Genomic DNA, 19,605 nt, shown 5'->3' with positions numbered 1-19,605 from the left:
GGGATTTCGATTATGGTTGGGGAATGTTCGATTCGGGGGTGGGAAGTTTCGGTATCTCAGCACAGCTGAGTGGTACCGAAACCGATTGCGCCCTCGTTGATTTGATGGCCCAGTTGCATTCATGTGAAGCGATGTTGGTCGAGCGGAAACTGGCGGTGGTGGCGGAGTTCTTCACCCGCCGCAGCGCTGAGCATGTCGAGGGCGGTACGTGGACGTCGTCGGCGCACGAGCTCGCCGAATCCGAGGTCGGCGCGGTCCTGACGATGGGGCGCGCTGCTGCCGGGAAGCTCATCGGTTTGGGTTTTGCGTTGAAGACGCGGTTGCATCGCACTCGTGCGGCTATGGCCCGCGGTGAACTCGATTTCTACCGGGTGGGGTTGATCGAGTCCGCAACCGCGAATGTCGGTGACGAGTTGATCGACGAGGTCGAACGCTTGTTGCTCGAGCAGGTGTTGGCTCCACCGGTGGACGGCGGTATCGGTTTGACGGGTCGGCGGTTGACGGCAGCGATCGACCGGATCGTGGCCCGCGTCGATCCGGAAGGCATGCGGGAACGCCGCCGCCGAGCCCTCGCCGACAGGTTTGTCGGAGTCAGCGCCGCCGAAGACGGGATGGCCCGCATCCTCGGCAGCATCCCGGCCGAACAAGCCCGCGCCTTCGATGGCAGGTTGCGGGAATTAGCGATGTCGGTGTGCCGCCACGATTCCCGTACGTATGAGCAGCGCCGAGCCGATGCCTTGGGCGCCCTGGTGAGCGGTTCGACGGTGTTGGTGTGCGACTGCGACCGCGGTGATTGCCCGCAGGACCGCAGTGGTTTGGTGATCATGCGCCGGCCGTTGGTACATGTCGTAGTACACGATTCCACCCTGAGCCCAGGATCGAACGAACCTGCACATCTCGACGGCTTTGGCGTCATCAGCGCAGAGCATGCCCGCGACATCGCGAAAGACGCAGACGTTCGGGAAGTGCGAGTCCCGGCAGATGCTGAACCTGAACCGACACCTGAGCCGGCATCGGCGTTGGTGTACCGCCCCGGCGCGGCACTCGACATGTGGCTGCGGGTCATCTCGGGCAGCTGCCAGTGGCCGCACTGCGATGTCCCCGCCTGGAACTGCGACCTCGACCACAACGATCCGTTCAACCACACCGACCCCGCCCAGGGTGGCAAGACGGTTGCGTCGAATCTGAGCGCGTTCTGCCGCAACCATCACCGCCTCAAGCACTCCGGGAAGTGGCAGCTCAATCCGAACCCGGATCGGAGCATCACCTTGACCTCGCAGACAGGTCATTGCTACCGCACCAGAGATGCCGGACTACTCGCCGGTCAACAGGAACCGCCGCCACCGGAAGGCGGAACCCGGCGACGGACACGACTCGAAAACAAAGCTGCCCACATCCGAAGCGAACGAAAACACCGTCGCGTCAAGATTCAACACCGGGCGGCACAACATGCCGAACGGAAACGCCGCCAAACCTTCCCGATTTCCACACCCCGCAAGCCCATGCCCCGAGAAACCGTCGACTACGGCAACGACCCACCCCCATTCTGAGGTGTCACAGCCTCCACGAATTTGCCACGACAGGCACAATGGGCACATGCGCAGTGTTACGTGGAACCCCGAAATCTACGGTCGATACGCCGACGAACGCTCACGCCCCTATATCGACTTGACTTCGCGGATAGCGGCGCAGGCGCCGGCGCGAGTCGCGGACCTCGGATGCGGATCAGGGTCACTGACCGGGATACTCGGTGAGCGTTGGCCGGATGCTCGTGTGGTGGGGACTGATTCGTCGCCCGAGATGGTGGCACAGGCGCCCACCGATCTGCCAGGCAACGTCACCATCACGCTGCAGGACATCAATGAGTTCGATGCCACAGGCTACGACGTCATTGTGAGTAATGCTGCATTGCAATGGGTTCCGAACCATCGTGAGCTGATCGACGGATGGGCCGAGACCATGGCGCCCGGAGCGTGGATTGCGTGGCAGGTTCCCGGTAACTTCGACGCCCCGTCGCACGCTTTGATGCGTGAACTTGCCGAGTCGTCCACATGGCGTGATCGTGTGGGTGGAGTTTTGCGTGGCCCTGAGGGTGTTGACGACCCGGCGCACTACGCAGCCAGACTGCAGGCTCACGGGTTCGACGTCGATGCCTGGGAAACCACGTACATCCATGTGCTGACTGGCGAAGACCCTGTGCTGGGCTGGGTTCGGGGGACAGGCCTGCGTCCGGTGCTTGATGTGCTCAGTGAAGCCGACTCGCTCGAATTCGAGCAGGAGTACTCCGCAAGGCTCCGCGAGGCCTATCCCTCCACGGCCGCAGGCACACTGTTCCCGTTCCGAAGAGTCTTCTGCGTGGGGCGAAAAATGAGTGACTAGTCCGCTGTCACAAACCCTTCCGACACCATCCAATCTCGGGCAACCTCTGCGGGTTCCTTGCCTTCGACATCCACTTGGCGATTCAGTTCGGTCATCACCTCGTCGGTGAGACGAGCCGAAATCGGCGCCATGACCTCAGCTACCTGCGGATGATCCTCGGCAAAGCTCGCACGCATGACAAGGGCTGGATTGTATTTGGGGAAGAAGGACAGATCGTCCTCGAGGAGTTCGAGGTCGAGGGCGATGATGCGTCCGTCGGTGGTGAACACCTCGCCGAACTTGCACTGATCACCGTCGGCTGTCGCCTGGTAGATGATGCCGGTCTGCAATATCTGGCGCTGGGCACGCGAAGCGTCGAATCCGTATTTTTCTGCGAGACCGGGGTATCCGTCTTGACGGACGTTGAACTCGGTCTCGACGCATGTCACCGCAGCACCGGGATCGGATTCGACCAACTTCGCGTAGTCGGAGACGGTCTTGACTCCGGTCTTCTCGGCCGTCTCCTTGCTCATCGCCAAGGCATACGTATTGTTCATCGGCGCCGGATCGGTCCACACCATGTCGTTTGCAGCCAGATCCGCATCGCGGACTGCCTCGAACTGAGCCTGCGAATTGGGAAGCGGGGTCTCGTTACCGAGGTAGTTGATCCATCCGGTGCCCGTGTACTCGTAGGCAAGATCGATCTGCCCGTTGAGTTGCGCGTCGCGGGTGCTGTTGGAGCCCTGGATGTTGGTGAGGTCGCGAACTTCGGCGCCGGCCGCAGACATCGCGAATTCGATGATGTATCCGAGGATTATCTGTTCGGTGAAGTCTTTGGACCCGACGGTGATCTTCACGCCTTCGAGTTCCGGAACGGGCTGGATACTTCCCGGCCCAACTGCGAGGGGTAGTGCGCCGCCGGATTCCAAACCACACGACGCCACAAGGGCAAACCCGAGTGCGGCTGCAGTAATTTTCCAACCGCGTGTGCGTCGTCGATTCATCGCAATCCCTTTGGCCCGAGGAACTGTTCGGCGAGTGCGCCCAACCAGTCGATGAGCAAAGCGAGCGATACCGCAAGCACCGCGCCTACTACCAGCGTCACGTTGTCGCGCAGTTTGTACCCGGTGTCGATCATGATCCCCAGTCCGCCGGCACTGACCAGGAAACACAGCGTTGCTGTTCCTACGGCAAGAACCAATGAAGTACGAAGACCGGCAAGGATATAGGGCACTGCCATCGGGAATTCGAGCTGTCGCAAAATGGTGAACGTTGACATGCCTTGGCCGCGCCCGGCGTCGATCAGTGTCTCGTCCACCTGCTGATAGCCGAGAATCGTGTTGCGCAGCACCGGAAGCAGTGAATAGAACGCGATGGGGAATACACCGATCCAGAATCCGGTGGTGCGGGTGGCGAGATAGAACAGGACCAGTAGGCCGATGGCCGGTGCAGCCGCGCCGATGTTGGCTATTCCCACGAAGAACGGCGCCAGACGGGTGAATCTCGGTCTGGTCAGCAGAGTGCCGAGCGGCACGGCCACCGCGACGACGATGATGACCACCGCGGCTGTGAGCAAGATGTGCTGCCAGGTGAGCGTCGTAATGTTGTCGACGTTGATACTGGCTTTCTGCGTTGCGTTGAGATCGCGGCTGAAGGCCCAGACCAGTACTCCGACTACAAGTATCAGGACGACAACCGGCTGAACCAGTAGCCGGATCCTTTCTGCTCTACGTGTGGCGGCATTTTCGGCGGCACCGAGATCCGCGCCGCCATCAATATCTGCGGCTCCAGCAGCGGGCGGCGCTGCCAGGTCCTCCGTCGACGCGCTCACTCCGGAACATCCTCGTCATGATCGTGTGCGTGTTCCTCACGCATCTCCGAAAGATGGCTGACCAGTGTGTCGATGGTGATGAGACCGACGTATTCGCCGCGCCGACCGGTTACTACCGTCGACGCATTGCTTTCGGCAAGCAGCGCTTCGAGTGCATCTTGCAGTGTCGACTGAACGGACACGGCTTCCCCGATTTCGTTCCCAACGCCACGCAGCGACGACGCGTGCGCCAGATGTGACGGTGAGACCCAGCGGAGGGGGCGTCCTCGCTGATCGAGAACGAGGGCCCACTTCCACTTACGGGCTGCGAGTGAACTTCTCAGCTCGTCCACCGAGTCGGTCTCCCGCACGGTGAGGCATTGCTTGAGTTTGATCTGCCGCACCCGCGTCAACGTCAGCTGTTTGAGGGAGGCGTCGGCGCCGACGAAGCCCGCGACCATGTCATTGGCCGGATTGGCGAGGATAGCTTCGGGAGTGTCGTACTGCATGATCGTGGATTGATTGCCCAGCACGGCAATTCGATCGCCGAGTTTGACTGCTTCGTTGAAATCGTGGGTGACGAATACGATCGTCTTCCCGAGTTCCGTTTGCAGACGCATCAACTCGTCCTGCAGTAGTCCGCGCGTGATGGGGTCGACAGCACCGAAGGGCTCGTCCATCAACAGGACTGGGGGATCAGCGGCAAGTGCCCTCGCGACCCCGACACGCTGCTGCTGACCACCGGACAGCTGCCGGGGATAGCGGTCTCGATACGTATCCGGATCCAGCCCCACGAGATCCAGCATCTCGTCGGTGCGGGCAGCAATCCGCTTCTTGTCCCAACCGATCAATCCCGGCACCGTCGCCACGTTCTTGGCAATCGTGAAGTGTGGAAACAGGCCGGCCTGTTGGATCGAGTAGCCGATGCCGCGTCGCAGCTTGTCCGGGTCGATCGACAAGGCATCTTTGCCGTCGATGGTGATCTTTCCGGACGTGGGTTCGATGAGACGATTGATCATGCGCATCGTGGTGGTCTTGCCGCAGCCGGACGGGCCTACGAAGACAACGATCTCACCTGCAGGAACAGTGAGGGACACGTTGTCGACTGCCGCGTCTTTCTGTCCTGGGTATCGCTTGGTCACGGATTCCAGAACGATCTCGACTCCGGAAACCGTGGGATCGCTGGTGACGTCATGGGGGATGGTTTCAGTCACTGGAGACCCTTCGAGGTAGTGAGCCGACCGATGACGACGTAGATGGCGTCGAGTATCAGAGCCAGAATGACGATGAGTACCGTGCCGGTCAGTGCTTGAGGAACAGCTGTTGGGCTGCCGACGCGAGATAGTCCGGAGAAGATCAAGTTGCCCAGACCTGGGCCTTTTGCGTACGCCGCGATAGCCAGAATGCCCATGAGCATCTGAGTGCTGACCCGCATACCGGTCAGGATCGACGGCCACGCGAGAGGCAGTTCGATGCGGCCGAGTACACGCAGTCGATTCATACCGACACCGCGTGCAGCATCGGTGATGGCCGGATTCACCGAGTCGAGACCGATGATGGTGTTTCTGATGATCGGAAGTAGTGCATAGAGAATCAGTGCGGTGATGGTCGGCGCGACACCCAGACCGAGAATCGGAATGAGAAGTCCGAGAAGAGCGAACGATGGAACAGTCAAGATCGTGCTGGCCAGCGCTGTTGCCACTGATGAACCAATAGGACTGCGATACACGAGAATTCCGATGGCAACCGCGGCAATGGTTGCAATAATCACCGACTGAATGACGGCCGAAACATGGAGATACGAATCGGTCAATAGCTGTTGTCGTCGTTCGACGACAAATTCCCACAGTGCGCCCATTTTCCGAACCGACCCTCTTTCGGACTGTTGCTGACTCGAACGTGTACCCATCCCGCAGTTCGGATACACAGGCGTCGTTCGAGTCGTGAAGTGTTTACGTCGACCCTCGTCCAAAAAGTTCAGTACTGCAACTATTTCGGATAGCTGCGTGTCGGATGTTGCTCAACAGACGAAAAGCCGGCGTCACCCGCAGGTATATGCGGTGTGACGCCGGCTGTTCGGCAATCGTAGGTTCGGGTCAGATTTGTCGCTCTGGATAAATGACGGACTACGGGCTGGAAGTTCCTACTGCAACTGGCTCATCCGCTACTTCGCTGGAGGTGGCCTTGGCTCGTCTGAGGTTGTCCAAAGCAGCAGCGCCCGGCCCGATGAAGACCAGCAGGAGCAAGGACCAGCAGAACAGGACAACCGAGTCTCCCTCGTTCTGGATGGGTAGCAAGCCGTCGGGCTGATGCTTCCAGAAGTAGGCAACGGCCATGGAACCCGAGGCAATGAAAGCTGCTGCGCGAGTGCCGAGTCCGATGATTATCAACGTGCCGGCCACCAGCTCGATCGTTGCTGCCCAGCCGCCGGGCCAGTCCGTCCACGACGATGTGTTTCCGCCCCATGGAGCTACCGGCCATCCGGTCAGTGTCGACAGGCCATGGCAGAGAAACAGGAAACCGACAACGATGCGGAATGCTGCGATGCCCCATGGCGCCGCCGTGCTGGATATGTTTTTCACCGGAGGAGCATTACACACTCGAGTATGGTTTGCCTACCCTAATAACTGGACGGGTGTCCGAGGTCCTTCCATGTGGGTTTACATCCCAAATGTGCGGCAAGGTAACTGAGGCAAGGGCGTCGGAGATTTTGCTGCGAGTTCAAAGAATGCGGCCTAGGGTAAATCCACCAATCCGCCCTTATGGGAGTGTGACATGGACAAGCCGAATACGGAGACCACACCCGAGCCCGACAAGTCTGCAGTCAAGAACAAGTGGGCCGCCCTGATCGTACTGGTCGGCGGTCTGGCGATGATCGTCATCGACGGCACCATCGTCGGAGTAGCGCTCCCGGTTCTGATCGACGATCTGAAGTTGAATTTCGACGACGCGCAATGGGTCAACAGTCTCTATTCGGTGATCTTTGCTGCGCTTCTGCTCACTGCAGGTCGGTTAGGCGACAGATTGGGCCGCAGACGTCTGTACGTCGTCGGTATCGCGATATTCGTGGTCGGTAGCTTGTTGGCCTCTACCGCGGACGGCGCAACCAGCCTGATTGTGGCCAGAGCGATTCAAGGCGTCGGTGGTGCGTGCGTACTGCCCGCCACGCTGTCCTCGATGAACTCGATCTTCAGAGACAAGGACAGGGCGGTGGCGTTCGGCGTGTGGGGTGCCGTCATCGCCGGCGTTGCTGCGATAGGTCCGCTACTCGGTGGCTGGATCACCACGTACTTCACCTGGCCGTGGATTTTTGTCATCAACGTGCCGATCGGCATCGCCCTGATGATCGCGACATACATGGTGGTTCCCGAAACCCGAGCCGGGGTCGTCGAACCGGGGCTCGATGTTCTGGGACTGTTCTTGAGCGCCTTCGGTTTCGGTGCGTTGATCTTTGCACTTATCGAGGGCGGCACACTCGGTTGGTGGACTCAGAAGGCGGATCTGCATCTCTTCGGTATCACGTGGTCCGCCGACGCACCACTATCCGTGGTTCCGACGATCGGCACGATCGGTATCCTCCTGCTGCTGGGATTTGTGTTGTGGGAGAGGCATCGTGGACGAATTCACCGATCTGCGATTCTGGACATGAATTTGTTCTTCACGCCCACCTTCAGCTGGGGCAACGTGACTGCCATGACGGTCGCGATCGCCGAATTCGGCTTGTTGTTCGTACTGCCGCTCTATCTCGTCAACGCATTGGGCCTGAGTACGATGGGCGCAGGCTTCGTGCTTGCCGCGATGGCCGGTGGCGCTTTCATATCCGGTTCGCTCGCAAGGCATCTCACTGCGCTGATCGGCGCACCCCGAACAGTGATTCTGGGATTGCTCCTGGAAGTTGTCGGTGTTGTCGTAGTTGCTGTTTTTGTCAGTTCGACTGTCGCGCCGTGGCTTCTGGCGCTGCTTCTGGTGGTCTACGGAACCGGCCTCGGATTGGCCTCCGCGCAGCTCACCGGAATTACCCTGGCAGACATACCCACCGAAGAATCCGGTCAGGGATCAGCGACGCAGAGCACGGTTCGCCAGCTGGGCTCGGCCATCGGAAGTGCCGTCGTCGGCGCAGTATTGGCGTTCGGGTTGTCGAGAAACATGCCAGGCACACTCGAATCAGGGGGAGTGCCGTCGTCCGAAGCAATCCAACTGTCAGACGCGACACGAGAATCCGCAGGCAGTTCTATCGGAGTCCTGCGGGAGCAGGGGACGCACGGACAACTGGGCGAAGCCGGCCCAGATGTCGTGCGTCTGCTCTCCGACGGATTTGCGGAAGCGACGCGCTACTCGCTTTACGTGTCGGCGGCGTTCCTCGTCCTGGGTCTGATCGGAGCGTTTCGAGTGCAGGCGAGCGCCAGACTCAGGCCCAGCTGAGGGCGTCTTCGTTGGACAGGCGCGGCAGGCGGTCGAACCACGGGTTCTCGCCGGGATGGCCGATGTTGACCACGAGGGTGGTCTTGAAACGGCCGTCGGCGAAGAACTCGCCGTCGATGCCCGCAGCGTCGAATCCGGCCATCGGGCCGGCGACCAGGCCCTGTGCGCGGATCGCGAGAATCACGTAGCCGGCCTGCAGGGCGGCGTTGAACCGACTGGTCGACGTGGCAGCAGCCTCGTCGGACGCGAAGTGGTCCTTCATTTCCGGGCGGATCGGGAAGAGTGCCGGGATGTGCTCGTAGAACTTGGTGTCGACAGCGAGGACCGCGACTGCCGGCGCGGAAGCAGTCTTGGCTTTGTTGCCGTCGGCCATGTGCTCTACAAGGCGCGCTTTGCCCTCCTCTGTCCGTACGAACAGCACGCGAAGCGGGTTGGTGTTGGCTGCGGTCGGCGCCCACTTCGCGAGTTCCCAGATCGCGGTGAGTTCGTCGTCGGTCACTGGTTCGTTGGAGAAAGAGTTGGCCGTGCGAGCTTCGGTGAAGAGAAGTTCGCGGCTGGCGGTGTCGAGCTGCTTTGCGGTAAATGGGGTGGCTGCGTCGATTGACATCGGTGGTTCCGTTCCGTGATGGCTTGCCAGGCATCTCCGGCAAGACGAGTTGCTAGTAAAAACAAAGTGACTATGAGTACGTTAGCACTGACGCTAGGATGGTGAAGTGGAGAGTAAGAGTGGAACTGATCATCAACCCCGCGTCTGTGATGCGGCGTTGGCACGGGCTTTCCGCTTTCTCGGCAAACGCTGGAACGGTGTCATCCTCGCAACGCTGCTCGGTGGGCCTGCGGGATTCGCGGAACTGAAGCGTGCGGTCGGGGGAATCAGTGATTCCGTACTGTCTGACCGGTTGACCGAACTGGCGAGCGCAGGGCTGGTGACACGGACCGTCGACGCCGGACCGCCCATTGCCGTGGAGTACCAACTCACGGTGTCTGGCCAGGCCTTGCTCCCTGCGTTGAGTGAATTGACGACCTGGGCTGCCGAGAATCTGCCGGCCGAGGGTTGTACGAGCTGAACTACCGCGTGTGTACGGTTCGGTGTGATTCGTACCAGGTGTCACCAGCAGGCTCTCCGCCCAAGTTCCAACTCCACGAGATTGTCGGCGTGATGCGTGAGTAGACCCCGGGGCCGACCATGCCCACCCTGTCGATCGGCGGTTCGGCAATGCCGTAGATCCTGATTCCGCGCGCGACGAATGGCTCGAACGACGGCATGTCATCGATGACCAGTGCAACCTCGTAGTGCCCTGAGCGGATGTTGCGGAATTTGCGGGTATTGACGACGGCCTCGCCGACCCCACCTATCCATAGGTGAGTGCCGTCGTATTCGAAGGCCAACGGCACGACGTCCGGTAGACCGTCTGGGCCCACAGTGGCAACTCTCGCAAGAGGTTGCGACGCCATGTACTCGATTTCCTGGTCTGTGAACGACATCAATTGATCCTTCCGCAGGTTCGCGACAAGTCCGCAACGTAGTTGCAACGTATGCGCCAATAGTGTTCTGGATCACACCGAGTTTCCACCTCGGAAACTGGTGCGCAGTATCGGTCCAGGTTCGCTACCGGTGGCGATCACGGACAAGGCTCCGTGGGTTGAGAACACAGCCCACGGAACCGTCCCCTCCGGCCAGGTGGGGCGAACCGCCCGGACACCGGCCGACAAGGAGTCCAGGTGTCTGTCGCGGCGGATACGTCTGTAGTGGACCTCGGGTGCTCCGAGCTTCCCGAAACTTTCCCCGAGCTTCTTCCAGGACCGCCGTCGTTGGCGATGTGCCTGACGGAACCGCCACGAGGGCTCGCCGACATTGCCTCGCTGGTGCTCGCGGCACCGTGGTTGCTCCGTTCGCCGCGAGGTGACGGACACCCGATTCTGGTCCTGCCGGGATTGTTGGCGTCCGACACGTCGACGATGGCAATGCGCGCGTACTTGCGGTTTCTCGGATATCGAGTCCACGGCTGGAACCTCGGCATCAATACCGGGCCGACGCCTCAGGTTGTCGACGGTCTGCCTGGGGTCCTCGCAGGTCTGGCGGATCGCTACGACAAACCGGTGTCGGTGATCGGGTGGAGCTTGGGCGGTATCTATGCCCGCCAACTTGCGCGGGATCTCCCGCACTCCGTGCGACAGGTGATCACCCTGGGAAGTCCATTCGGGTTGAGCAACCTGCAGCAGACGCGTGTCGGTGCGCTGTACTCACGTATGTCCGGCAACCATGCGATTCTTCCACCCGTCAACGGTATCGAGTGGGAACTCGGTCACCCGTTACCCGTTCCGGCAACGGCGCTCTACTCCAAGCGGGACGGTGTGGTTCCGTGGCAGGTGTGCCGCGACTTCCCGTCGGATCGTTCGGAAAGTGTTGCGGTACATGGCAGTCACATGGGGTTGACGCACAATCCTTCGGCGTTGTGGGCCGTGGCCGACCGGCTCGCGCAGGCCGCAGATACCTGGAATCCGTTTGTCGTTCCCAGGCATCTGCGGCGACTGTATCCGCGCTGAACCGTCGTCTGGCCTCTAGGCCTTGGGTACGCGGACGATCAGTGCGTCGCCCTGCCCGCCGCCGCCGCACAGTGCGGCCGCGCCGATGCCGCCGCCGCGGCGCGCCAACTCGAGTGCGAGGTGCAGCGCGATCCGGGCACCGGACATCCCGAGGGGGTGCCCGACGGCGATGGCGCCGCCGTTGACGTTCACCTTCGCCGGGTCGAGGCCGAGCTCACGCGTGGAGGCGATACCGACGGCCGCGAACGCCTCGTTGATCTCGACGAGATCGAGATCGGTGGGGTTGATGCCTTCCTTCGCGCAGGCCTTCGCGATGGCCCGCGCCGGCTGGGACTGCAGGGTCGAATCGGGGCCGGCGACCACGCCGTGGGCGCCGATCTCGGCGATCCACGCCACACCGAGTTCTTCGGCCTTGGCCTTGCTCATCACGACCACGGCGGCGGCGCCGTCGGAGATCGGGGAGGCGGAGCCGGCGGTGATGGTGCCGTCCTTGCTGAACGCGGGACGCAGTTTGCCGAGGGATTCGACGGTGGTGTCGGCGCGGATGCCCTCGTCCTGCGCGAAGACGATCGGATCGCCCTTGCGCTGCGGGATGGAGACGGGGACGACCTCGTTGTCGAAGAGGCCGTCTTTCCAGGCGCGGGCGGCGTTCTGGTGCGAGGCCGCGGCAAACGCGTCCTGCTCCGCGCGGGTGATGTGGGTGCCGTCCTGTTGATTGACCTGTTCGGTGAGCAGGCCCATCGCCTGGTCGGTGAAGATGTCGTGCAGGCCGTCGTACGCCATGTGGTCACGCATCGTGACGTCGCCGTACTTGAACCCTTCGCGGCTTTTTTCGAGCATGTGCGGTGCGCGGGACATCGATTCCTGCCCGCCGGCGACGACGACGTCGAATTCGCCGGCGCGGATCAGCTGATCGGCCAGGGCGATGGCGTCGACACCGGAGAGGCACACCTTGTTGATGCTCAGTGCGGGAACGCTCATCGGGATGCCCGCGGCGACGGCGGCCTGGCGGGCCGGCATCTGACCGGCGCCGGCGGTGAGAACCTGACCCATGATGACGTACTCGACCTGCTCCGGGGCGACACCGGCTTTCTCCAGGGCGCCCTTGATGGCGATGCCACCGAGATCGGACCCGGACAGGTCCTTCAACGAACCCATGAGTCGACCCATCGGGGTACGGGCTCCGGCAACAATCACAGAACTGGTCACGTCAGGTCTACTTTCAATTCGGTGCCGGTGGCACGGACAACGTCATCGACAGTGATGCCGGGGGCTAATTCACGCAAGGTAAGTGTGCCGCCGTCGGTGACGTCGATGACCGCGAGGTTCGTGATGATGCGATCTACGACGCCTTGGCCGGTCAGCGGCAGGGTGCAGGCGTCGACAATCTTGGGGTTGCCGTCGCGATCGGTGTGTTCCATGACGACGATGACACGGCGAGCGCCATGGACAAGATCCATCGCGCCGCCCATGCCCTTGACCATCTTGCCGGGCACCATCCAGTTGGCGAGGTCGCCGGTCTTCGAGACCTGCATGCCACCGAGAACTGCGGTGTCGATGTGGCCGCCACGAATCATGCCGAAGGAAAGTGCGGAATCGAAGTATGCCGCACCGGGATTGACGGTGACGGTTTCCTTGCCCGCGTTGATGAGATCCGGGTCGACGTTGTCCTCGGTGGGATACGGGCCGGTGCCCAGGATTCCGTTCTCCGAGTGAAGAACTACCCGAACGTCCGAGCCGAGGTACCCGGGGATCAAGGTGGGGAGACCGATTCCGAGGTTCACGTATTCGCCGTCGATCATCTCGGCCGCGGCACGGGCCGCCATGTCGTTGCGGGTCCAACCGGTCACTGTTGCTGATGCGGTCATCGTGTTGCTCCTTCGGACGCGCTGACGGTTCGCTTTTCGATTCGTTTGTTCTGGGGCCCGGTATGGACAACACGCTGGACGAAAACCCCAGGAAGATGAACTGAAGCCGGGTCGATCTCGCCAGGCTCGACAAGCCGTTCCACCTGGGCGATGGTGATTCGCCCCGCCATAGCGGCGAGTGGGTTGAAGTTCATCGCCGTCTTGTCGAAGACGAGGTTGCCCTCGGTGTCACCCATGACGGCGTGAACCAGGGCGTAATCGGCCGTGATTGCTTCTTCCATCACGTATCGCTTGGTTCCGAAGGTGCGAGTTTCCTTGGGTGGGGACGCAATTGCGATGGAACCGTCGCTGTTGTAGCGCCAGGGCATGCCGCCGTCGGAGATAGGGCTACCGACACCTGCCGGAGTGAAGAACGCCGGGATTCCGGTTCCGCCGGCGCGCAGGCGTTCTGCCAGTGTTCCTTGCGGTGTCAGTTCCACTTCGAGTTCGCCAGCCAGGTACTGACGCGCGAATTCCTTGTTCTCGCCGACGTACGACGCCGTCACGCGCCGAATCCGACCGGCAGACAGCAGGATTCCGAGTCCGTGATCGTCAACGCCGCAGTTGTTGGAGAACACTTCGAGTTCCCGTGCGCTGGTTGCCGCGATCGCTTCGATCAAGGCGTCAGGGATTCCGCACAGTCCGAATCCGCCGACGGCCAGGGTCGCGGCGTCGGTGATGTCGGCGACCGCATCGGTCGCGGACTGGTACACCTTCGTTGCCATCGTCATCTCCCCATCTTGCGTTCATCTGACGAACGCATTGTTTTTCTCTGGATGAATTCAACTATGCGCAGATCCAGCAATCAATGACGATGGGAAAGATGATAGAAAATGGTCGCTGGGCGACCAATTATCATTGATACGTTCATTCAGTGAACGCTAGGATGGACACATGGCATCGAGGGAGCAAGCGCCGCACATGGTGGCGCGGGTGGCAGCGGTTTTGCGTGCGGTCGCCGCGTCGGAACCAGACGGCGCAACGACCACTGAGCTGAGCAAGGCGGCCGATCTCGCTCGTCCGACGGCTCACAGGCTGCTTACGTCGCTGGCGGAAGAGGGTCTGGTGGACCGCGACGCGAAGAGTGGGCGTTGGTCTCTGGGGCCGGAGTTGTATCTCCTCGGTACCGCTGCGGGCAGTCGATATGACATCACCGACTCGGCGCGCGATGTTCTCGAGGATCTGGCCCGATTGACGGGGGAGAGTGCCTTCTTGTCCGCACGGCGCGGCGACGAAACAGTGTGTGTCGTGAGGCAGGAGGGGAGCTTTCCTCTGAGATCCCATGTGCTCTATGAAGGAAAACGATTTCCACTAGGCGTCGCGTCGGCTGGTCTGGTGATCCTGAGTCACTCGCCTGCCAGTGAGGTCGACAGTTATTTCGCGCGTAGAGACCTCACCGCGGAGTGGGGAGACGGCCACAGTGAGGAAGCCGTTCGCCGTCGAATCAGCCTGACCCGCGCCGCCGGCTACGCGGTCAATCCGGCTCTCCTCGTCGAGGGGAGTTGGGGAATGGGCGCCGCCGTCTTCGACCGACGGGGACGGCCGGCGTGGGCCCTGAGCTTGACCGGTGTCGAGACTCGATTCCGGCCGGACCGGATCCCCGAACTGGGAAGACTCCTGCTCGAGCAGGCACATGTCCTGACGACTCGGCTCAAAACCCACTCCGTACCGTAGAACTTGCCGCGTCACTACCGGAGGAGGAACTCGAGCGTGACTCGTTCGAATGCTTCTTTCGCTTCGACCATGACCCAGTGCCCGCAGTTCGGGAAGATGTGCAACTCGGCGTTCGGTATGAGTCGCATCGGGATCATCGGCATGTCGGGCGGGCACTGACGGTCGTCGAGGCCCCAGGTCAGCAATGTCGGGCATTGCACGCCGTGCATCATGGACCAGTACGGTGGCCGATTCGACTCGGACGTCATTTTCTGCTGCGCGGCAAAGGCTTTGGACCCGTACATCGCTGCAAGACTCTTGTGGGATTCCGGATCCTTGGCGCTCTCCCAGCGTTCCTCGATGCGTTCTTCGGTAATGATGCCGGGGTCATGCACCATGCATCGAAGCCATCGAATCAACTTCTCCCGTGTGGGACCGTCGGCAAATTCCTGAAGCAGTCGAGTGCCCTCGCTCGGGTTCTGGCTGAAAATGTTGGGGCCAACACCGCCGATCGTGACCAGTTTCTTCACTCGCTCGGGGTGCCGCATCGCCACGTTCGACCCGACGACACCGCCCATCGAGTTGCCGATCATCGCAGCGGATTCGATGTCCAAAGCATTCATGAAGCGAGTGACTGAGGAACCTGCGGTGACGACGGGATGGCCGTCGACGGGATCGCTGATACCGAAGCCGGGGAATTCCAGTACGTAACAATGGAAGTGCTGCGCGAAGGTGGCAAGGTTGCCGCGGTAGTTTCGCCATCCACTGACTCCGATTCCGGATCCGTGCAACAGAATCAGCGGTGGACCGTCGCCCGCCTCGTGATAACGCAATACCCCTTTGTCGGTAGCGATTTCTCTCTTGGTTCCCTCGTAGCTCACGTCCATTCGGCAATGCTAGAACAGGTGTCAGTTTTGAGGTGCGTTTCTGTCGGGGTCAACCCTGATTGTCGCTCGGGGTAGCACTGATACCTGAGGATGAACCGTGGCCGGAAAGATGGGTCCTGCGCCCGATGTGCGGCGCGGCAGTTCGGCGGATAGTTGATGTCAACGCGGCAGTCGCCGCGACACGTACCGAAAGGTCAATCCATGACGTCATCGATGAAGACCCGCAAGCTCACTCGCGCACGGTCGGGCGCAATGTTCGGCGGTGTCTGCGCCGGCATTGCACGCTACTTCGGGTGGAAGGCGTCGACTGTTCGGTTGCTGTTCGTACTGTCGTGCTTGCTGCCCGGACCGCAGTTTCTGATCTACCTCGTGATGTGGATTTTCATTCCGCGCGAGGCGATCTGAGCGCGCTGTTCAGCGTTTGCGAGATTTGAGTATCAGCTTTGCCTCATGCAGCTCGTCCGGCGTCAAGGGTGGCAAAGGTAAGGGGTCTCGGTGTTTGCCCTCGGCGCGGAGTCCGTCGAGCATCACCGACAGGAACCGGCGCCACACCGTCGGGTTGACGGGTTGGGCGAACTCGGTGACCGCTCCCACCATGAAGATGAGTCCGAAGAGGTCGGTGGACACCGCATCGGGGCGCAGCATTCCGGCGTCTCGTGCTCGCCGAAAGATCTCTTCGACGGCAGGTTCGATGATGGATCGCTGACTCGCGACCTGCTCGCATCCCTCGTCTGTTCCGTTGAGTACGTCCTTGAGTCCGCGGTTGACAGACATTCGGCCACAAGCGAATTCGGCAAATGTCACCAAGGCGTCCCAGGGGTCCGGGTTGGCGAGCGACGCCTCGGTGGCAGCGGCCATGTCGGCGAAGTTCTGCTGGAAGACGCCGTCGATCAATTCTTCTTTGTTTGCGAACCGTCGGTACACCGTGCCGACGCCGACACCCGCGCGGCGAGCCACGTCGTCGAGTGTGACGTCGATGCCTTCTTCCGCGTACAACTCACGCGCGGCGTCGATGATCAATCGCCTGTTGCGGGCGGCGTCGGCGCGAAGAGGGCGCTCCATTGCGGTGCTCATGATGTCCAGTTTACTCGCCAAGTGGAGACATGATCTCCATTTGGGTGTAGCGTTTTTGCTAACCGGAGAAGCCATCTCCGCATAGCTCGGGCGAGGGAACATGTCAGAAACTGCTGAGTGGACTGAAATCGACAAGTCCCCGGCGCCTTCAGGGGACAACCACGCAAAACGGTGGCTGATTCTCGCGGTTCTGGGAATTGCGCAGCTCATGGTGGTCTTGGACGCCACTATCGTCAACATCGCGCTGCCGGCAGCGCAGCGTTCATTGGAATTCGGTGATTCCGATCGTCAGTGGATCATCACCGCGTACGCCTTGGCCTTCGGCAGCTTGCTGCTGCTCGGTGGCCGGTTGAGTGACCTGTTCGGCCGCAGGCGCACCTTTATCGTCGGGCTGATCGGATTTGCGCTTACCTCGGCAATCGGCGGGGCGGCGGTCAATTTCGAAATGCTGGTCGCCGCGCGTGCAGGTCAGGGCGTCTTCGGTGCGCTACTTGCTCCGGCGGCACTGTCACTACTGTCGGTGACCTTCACTGATCCGGCAGAACGGGCAAAGGCGTTCGGCATCTTCGGCGCAGTGGCCGGCGGCGGCGGCGCTATCGGATTGCTCCTCGGCGGTGCGCTTACCGAATGGGTGGACTGGCGCTGGTGCCTGTATGTGAACCTGTTCTTCGCGGCAATCGCGCTGGTCGGAGCCGTGCTGCTGTTTGCGCCCCACGTCACTACCGGAGCCAGGCCGAAACTCGACATCCCCGGAACCGTTCTGGTGTCGATCAGCCTCTTCAGCATCGTCTTCGGATTCTCGAAGGCTGAATCGAACGGTTGGGGTGCCGGTACCACCATTGCGTGGCTGACCGCGGGCGTCGTATTCATGGCCGCATTCATCTACTGGCAAACCAAGTCCGACCATCCGCTGCTCCCGCTGCGAGTGGTCACCGATCGAATCCGCGCCGGCTCGTACCTGGCTATCTTCCTTTCCGGCGCAGGCATGTTCGCGGTCTTCTTGTTCTTGACGTACTACATGCAGTTGATCCTCGGATACACGCCGATCGTGACCGGTCTGGCCTTCATGCCCATGGTGTTCGGAATCGTCACGGCGGCAACGCTGTCCACGGCAGTACTTCTGCCGAGATTCGGTCCTCGTATCCTGATCACCAGCGGAATGGTCATCGCCGCAATCGGAATGACAATTCTGGCGCAGATTTCGGTGGACAGCACGTACGCCGTCCACATTCTGCCCGGACTGGTCGTCACCGGCCTCGGTATGGGCAGCATCTTCGCGCCGTCGATGCAGGGCGCAACCTCGGGTGTGCGCTACGAAGATGCCGGAGTTGCGTCGGCAACGGTCAACACGATGCAACAGGTGGGCGGTTCCATCGGGACAGCACTACTGAGCACCATCGCGGCATCCGCGTCTACGAATTACCTCGTCGGTCGTGAGGTCAACCCCATCACGCAGGCGCAGGCCGCAGTCGAAAGTTACACCACGACGTTCTACTGGGCTGCAGCCATTTTTGCGGTCGGCGCTGTGCTGACGGCATTGGTTGTTCGGAGTGGACTACTCCCGACGGCACCTGAGGGTGAACCGGTTCTGGTGCACTGAGATAAAGGTCGGGGCCGCTGTCTGAATGAACTGGTCAGCAGGCGGCCCCGACCTCCTCGACTCAGCAGGGGCCGTCCGGTCCACTTCCGTAACGGTGCATGACGTGGTCGAGTTGCTCGGTCGTGAGGGCCGGCACGGGAAGTTCACGGTGCGTGGTCCGCGATGCCCGCAAGCCGTCGATGATGAAGCCTAGAACGCGGCGGTATGCCTCCGGAGCATCGTCGCCCGTGAAATTCTGCGACAGCTTGATGGTCTGGATCAGAAGTGGAACGTCGCTGATTTCGAAGTCGTCGCGCAAGGTGCCCTCATCCTTCGCGCGGTTGACGAGGGCGGCGGTACTGCGAGTGATGCTGGCACGGGCACGGGTGAACGCGTCGGACGTGAAACGGGCGTCCATCAGAATGTCGCCGAATCCGCGACTGTCTGCCATACGACGCGAGATTGCTTCGAGGTAGTGGACAAGCCCGTCCCAGGCGCCGGGAATCTCGAGTGACGTTGTCGCAAGGGATTCGATCTCCGCGCAGCGGGAGTCGAACAAGGCCTGAATCAATTCGTCCTTGCTGGCGAATCGTCGGTAGACGGTGCCGACTCCGACGCCCGCGTGACGTGCGACATCCGCCAGCGTGGCATCGAGGCCCTGGGCTCCGAAGACTTCACGCGCGGAACAGAGGATGCGTTCGAGGTTCGCCTGGGCGTCGGCACGCAGACGTGGCTGTCCGCAAATGTCCGACGATCCCACTAGTGCATCGGGGTGACTTGTCGGCATCCTCACAGTCTACGACACTAAGCGGAACATACGGTTCCGCTAGTGTTATATTGCTAAGCGGAACGAATGGTTCCGATTAACTTCACGAGAGAAGCCATTTATGAGCACGTCTGACATCTGGGTCGGGAGTAAAACGACCTCGATGATGGGTACGCGGAATATCGGCTTCTCGGGCCGCGCACTGCGGGCTCTCTCCGGTGACGGTGCGTTCATCCAGCTCATCCGATTCGCTCTTGTCGGCGGCATCAGTAACATCCTCTACTTCGCCGCGTTCCTTGCTCTGCATGGCGACGGAGTCCTTGTCGCCAACGCCGTGGGCGCGGTGCTCAGCACTATTCTTGCCAACGAACTTCATCGGCGGCTCACGTTCCACGCCGCTGACCGCGTCCACTGGTTCACCGCGCAGTGGGAAGGCGGCGGACTGGCACTTGTCGGACTGCTCGCCAGCTCGGCTGCCATCAGCGCACTGGGTTTCCTGTTCCCCGGCGCAACTGGCGTTGTACAAGCCGGCCTCGTGATCGGCGTCAGCGCACTCGTCGGAGGCCTGCGCTTTGTCGCCCTCCGTGGATGGGTGTTCTGAC

The 19,605-nt window shown here is 61.3% G+C and carries 22 protein-coding genes; 9 read left to right on the top strand and 13 right to left on the bottom strand.

Translation table 11 applies throughout. The features are described 5' to 3' along the window. Positions 1 to 23: 23 nt before the first annotated feature. Positions 24 to 1,550, top strand: a complete 1,527-nt coding sequence (locus R4P64_RS23200) for an HNH endonuclease signature motif containing protein (RefSeq protein ID WP_317822851.1) — start codon at positions 24 to 26, stop codon at positions 1,548 to 1,550. Between the two features lie 46 nt (positions 1,551 to 1,596). Next, positions 1,597 to 2,379, top strand: coding sequence for a trans-aconitate 2-methyltransferase (locus R4P64_RS23195; protein WP_033237345.1), 783 nt, complete (start codon positions 1,597 to 1,599; stop codon positions 2,377 to 2,379). Here the strand turns inward: R4P64_RS23195 and R4P64_RS23190 are convergent. From R4P64_RS23190 to R4P64_RS23170, 5 genes are all read right to left on the bottom strand, one after another. Then, entirely contained in the window at positions 2,376 to 3,362 is a 987-nt protein-coding gene (locus R4P64_RS23190; protein ID WP_095887084.1) for a glycine betaine ABC transporter substrate-binding protein, read from the bottom strand. The genes R4P64_RS23195 and R4P64_RS23190 overlap by 4 nt on opposite strands. After that, positions 3,359 to 4,135: an ABC transporter permease gene (locus R4P64_RS23185; RefSeq protein ID WP_045066702.1), complete on the bottom strand. Its 777-nt coding sequence runs from the start codon at positions 4,133 to 4,135 to the stop codon at positions 3,359 to 3,361. The genes R4P64_RS23190 and R4P64_RS23185 overlap by 4 nt, the downstream gene beginning before the upstream one ends. A gap of 50 nt (positions 4,136 to 4,185) precedes the next feature. Then, entirely contained in the window at positions 4,186 to 5,382 is a 1,197-nt protein-coding gene (locus R4P64_RS23180) for an ATP-binding cassette domain-containing protein (RefSeq protein WP_092803665.1), read from the bottom strand. Beyond that, on the bottom strand, positions 5,379 to 6,026 hold the full coding sequence (locus tag R4P64_RS23175; protein WP_033237349.1) for an ABC transporter permease: 648 nt from the start codon (positions 6,024 to 6,026) through the stop codon (positions 5,379 to 5,381). The genes R4P64_RS23180 and R4P64_RS23175 overlap by 4 nt, the downstream gene beginning before the upstream one ends. 268 nt (positions 6,027 to 6,294) lie before the next feature. Next, positions 6,295 to 6,750 carry a DoxX family protein gene (locus tag R4P64_RS23170; protein ID WP_033237350.1) on the bottom strand — a complete coding sequence of 152 codons (456 nt, stop codon included), beginning with the start codon at positions 6,748 to 6,750 and terminating at the stop codon, positions 6,295 to 6,297. A 193-nt stretch (positions 6,751 to 6,943) separates the two neighbouring features. Between R4P64_RS23170 and R4P64_RS23165 the strand changes: the two genes are divergently transcribed. After that, the gene (locus tag R4P64_RS23165; protein WP_317822850.1) at positions 6,944 to 8,590 is read left to right on the top strand and encodes an MFS transporter; all 1,647 of its coding nucleotides are present in this window, start codon (positions 6,944 to 6,946) and stop codon (positions 8,588 to 8,590) included. Here the strand turns inward: R4P64_RS23165 and R4P64_RS23160 are convergent. After that, positions 8,577 to 9,197, bottom strand: a complete 621-nt coding sequence (locus R4P64_RS23160; protein WP_033237352.1) for a malonic semialdehyde reductase — start codon at positions 9,195 to 9,197, stop codon at positions 8,577 to 8,579. The two genes, R4P64_RS23165 and R4P64_RS23160, sit on opposite strands and share 14 nt — an antisense overlap. A 106-nt stretch (positions 9,198 to 9,303) precedes the next feature. Here R4P64_RS23160 and R4P64_RS23155 point away from each other — a divergent pair, with 106 nt between their 5' ends. After that, complete coding sequence (locus tag R4P64_RS23155; RefSeq protein WP_033237353.1) at positions 9,304 to 9,657, top strand: winged helix-turn-helix transcriptional regulator; 354 nt, start codon at positions 9,304 to 9,306, stop codon at positions 9,655 to 9,657. 1 nt (position 9,658) lies between these two features. Here the strand turns inward: R4P64_RS23155 and R4P64_RS23150 are convergent, their stop codons facing one another. Beyond that, positions 9,659 to 10,075, bottom strand: a complete 417-nt coding sequence (locus tag R4P64_RS23150) for a PPOX class F420-dependent oxidoreductase (RefSeq protein WP_317822849.1) — start codon at positions 10,073 to 10,075, stop codon at positions 9,659 to 9,661. Positions 10,076 to 10,312: 237 nt separating this feature from the next. Between R4P64_RS23150 and R4P64_RS23145 the strand changes: the two genes are divergently transcribed. Beyond that, positions 10,313 to 11,137 (top strand): esterase/lipase family protein, encoded by an 825-nt coding sequence (locus R4P64_RS23145; protein WP_033237355.1) that lies wholly within the window; start codon positions 10,313 to 10,315, stop codon positions 11,135 to 11,137. Between the two features lie 15 nt (positions 11,138 to 11,152). On the opposite strand, the gene R4P64_RS23140 is transcribed toward R4P64_RS23145, so the two are convergent. From R4P64_RS23140 to R4P64_RS23130, 3 genes are read right to left on the bottom strand one after another with little or no spacing between them, the layout of a single operon-like run. After that, positions 11,153 to 12,346 (bottom strand): acetyl-CoA C-acetyltransferase, encoded by a 1,194-nt coding sequence (locus R4P64_RS23140; protein ID WP_317822848.1) that lies wholly within the window; start codon positions 12,344 to 12,346, stop codon positions 11,153 to 11,155. Next, the gene (locus R4P64_RS23135; RefSeq protein WP_287165120.1) at positions 12,343 to 13,005 is read right to left on the bottom strand and encodes a CoA transferase subunit B; all 663 of its coding nucleotides are present in this window, start codon (positions 13,003 to 13,005) and stop codon (positions 12,343 to 12,345) included. Before R4P64_RS23135 ends, R4P64_RS23140 begins: the two co-directional genes overlap by 4 nt. After that, a complete protein-coding gene (locus tag R4P64_RS23130) occupies positions 13,002 to 13,769 on the bottom strand; it encodes a CoA transferase subunit A (RefSeq protein ID WP_172937628.1) in 768 nt (255 codons plus the stop codon). The genes R4P64_RS23135 and R4P64_RS23130 overlap by 4 nt, the downstream gene beginning before the upstream one ends. Before the next feature lie 169 nt (positions 13,770 to 13,938). On the opposite strand from R4P64_RS23130, the gene R4P64_RS23125 reads away from it, so the two are divergent. Further along, positions 13,939 to 14,718 (top strand): IclR family transcriptional regulator, encoded by a 780-nt coding sequence (locus R4P64_RS23125; RefSeq protein ID WP_092803607.1) that lies wholly within the window; start codon positions 13,939 to 13,941, stop codon positions 14,716 to 14,718. 14 nt (positions 14,719 to 14,732) lie between these two features. Here the strand turns inward: R4P64_RS23125 and R4P64_RS23120 are convergent, their stop codons facing one another. Beyond that, on the bottom strand, positions 14,733 to 15,584 hold the full coding sequence (locus R4P64_RS23120) for an alpha/beta fold hydrolase (RefSeq protein ID WP_317822847.1): 852 nt from the start codon (positions 15,582 to 15,584) through the stop codon (positions 14,733 to 14,735). Positions 15,585 to 15,785: 201 nt separating this feature from the next. On the opposite strand from R4P64_RS23120, the gene R4P64_RS23115 reads away from it, so the two are divergent. Further along, a complete protein-coding gene (locus tag R4P64_RS23115; protein WP_033237019.1) occupies positions 15,786 to 15,989 on the top strand; it encodes a PspC domain-containing protein in 204 nt (67 codons plus the stop codon). 9 nt (positions 15,990 to 15,998) lie between these two features. On the opposite strand, the gene R4P64_RS23110 is transcribed toward R4P64_RS23115, so the two are convergent. Further along, positions 15,999 to 16,658: a TetR/AcrR family transcriptional regulator gene (locus R4P64_RS23110; protein WP_230590437.1), complete on the bottom strand. Its 660-nt coding sequence runs from the start codon at positions 16,656 to 16,658 to the stop codon at positions 15,999 to 16,001. Positions 16,659 to 16,758: 100 nt separating this feature from the next. Between R4P64_RS23110 and R4P64_RS23105 the strand changes: the two genes are divergently transcribed. After that, complete coding sequence (locus R4P64_RS23105) at positions 16,759 to 18,258, top strand: MFS transporter (protein ID WP_317822846.1); 1,500 nt, start codon at positions 16,759 to 16,761, stop codon at positions 18,256 to 18,258. 61 nt (positions 18,259 to 18,319) lie between these two features. Here the strand turns inward: R4P64_RS23105 and R4P64_RS23100 are convergent, their stop codons facing one another. Then, positions 18,320 to 19,024, bottom strand: coding sequence for a TetR/AcrR family transcriptional regulator (locus R4P64_RS23100; protein WP_045064834.1), 705 nt, complete (start codon positions 19,022 to 19,024; stop codon positions 18,320 to 18,322). Between the two features lie 142 nt (positions 19,025 to 19,166). Here R4P64_RS23100 and R4P64_RS23095 point away from each other — a divergent pair, with 142 nt between their 5' ends. After that, a complete protein-coding gene (locus R4P64_RS23095; protein WP_045066699.1) occupies positions 19,167 to 19,604 on the top strand; it encodes a GtrA family protein in 438 nt (145 codons plus the stop codon). The last annotated feature ends 1 nt before the right edge of the window (position 19,605 follow it).

The organism is Rhodococcus sp. IEGM 1366, assembly GCF_033142425.1.
Lineage (GTDB): Bacteria > Actinomycetota > Actinomycetes > Mycobacteriales > Mycobacteriaceae > Rhodococcus_F > Rhodococcus_F globerula.
The sequence above is the reverse complement of the archived record's forward strand: the minus strand, read 5'-3'. Positions and strand labels throughout refer to the sequence as shown.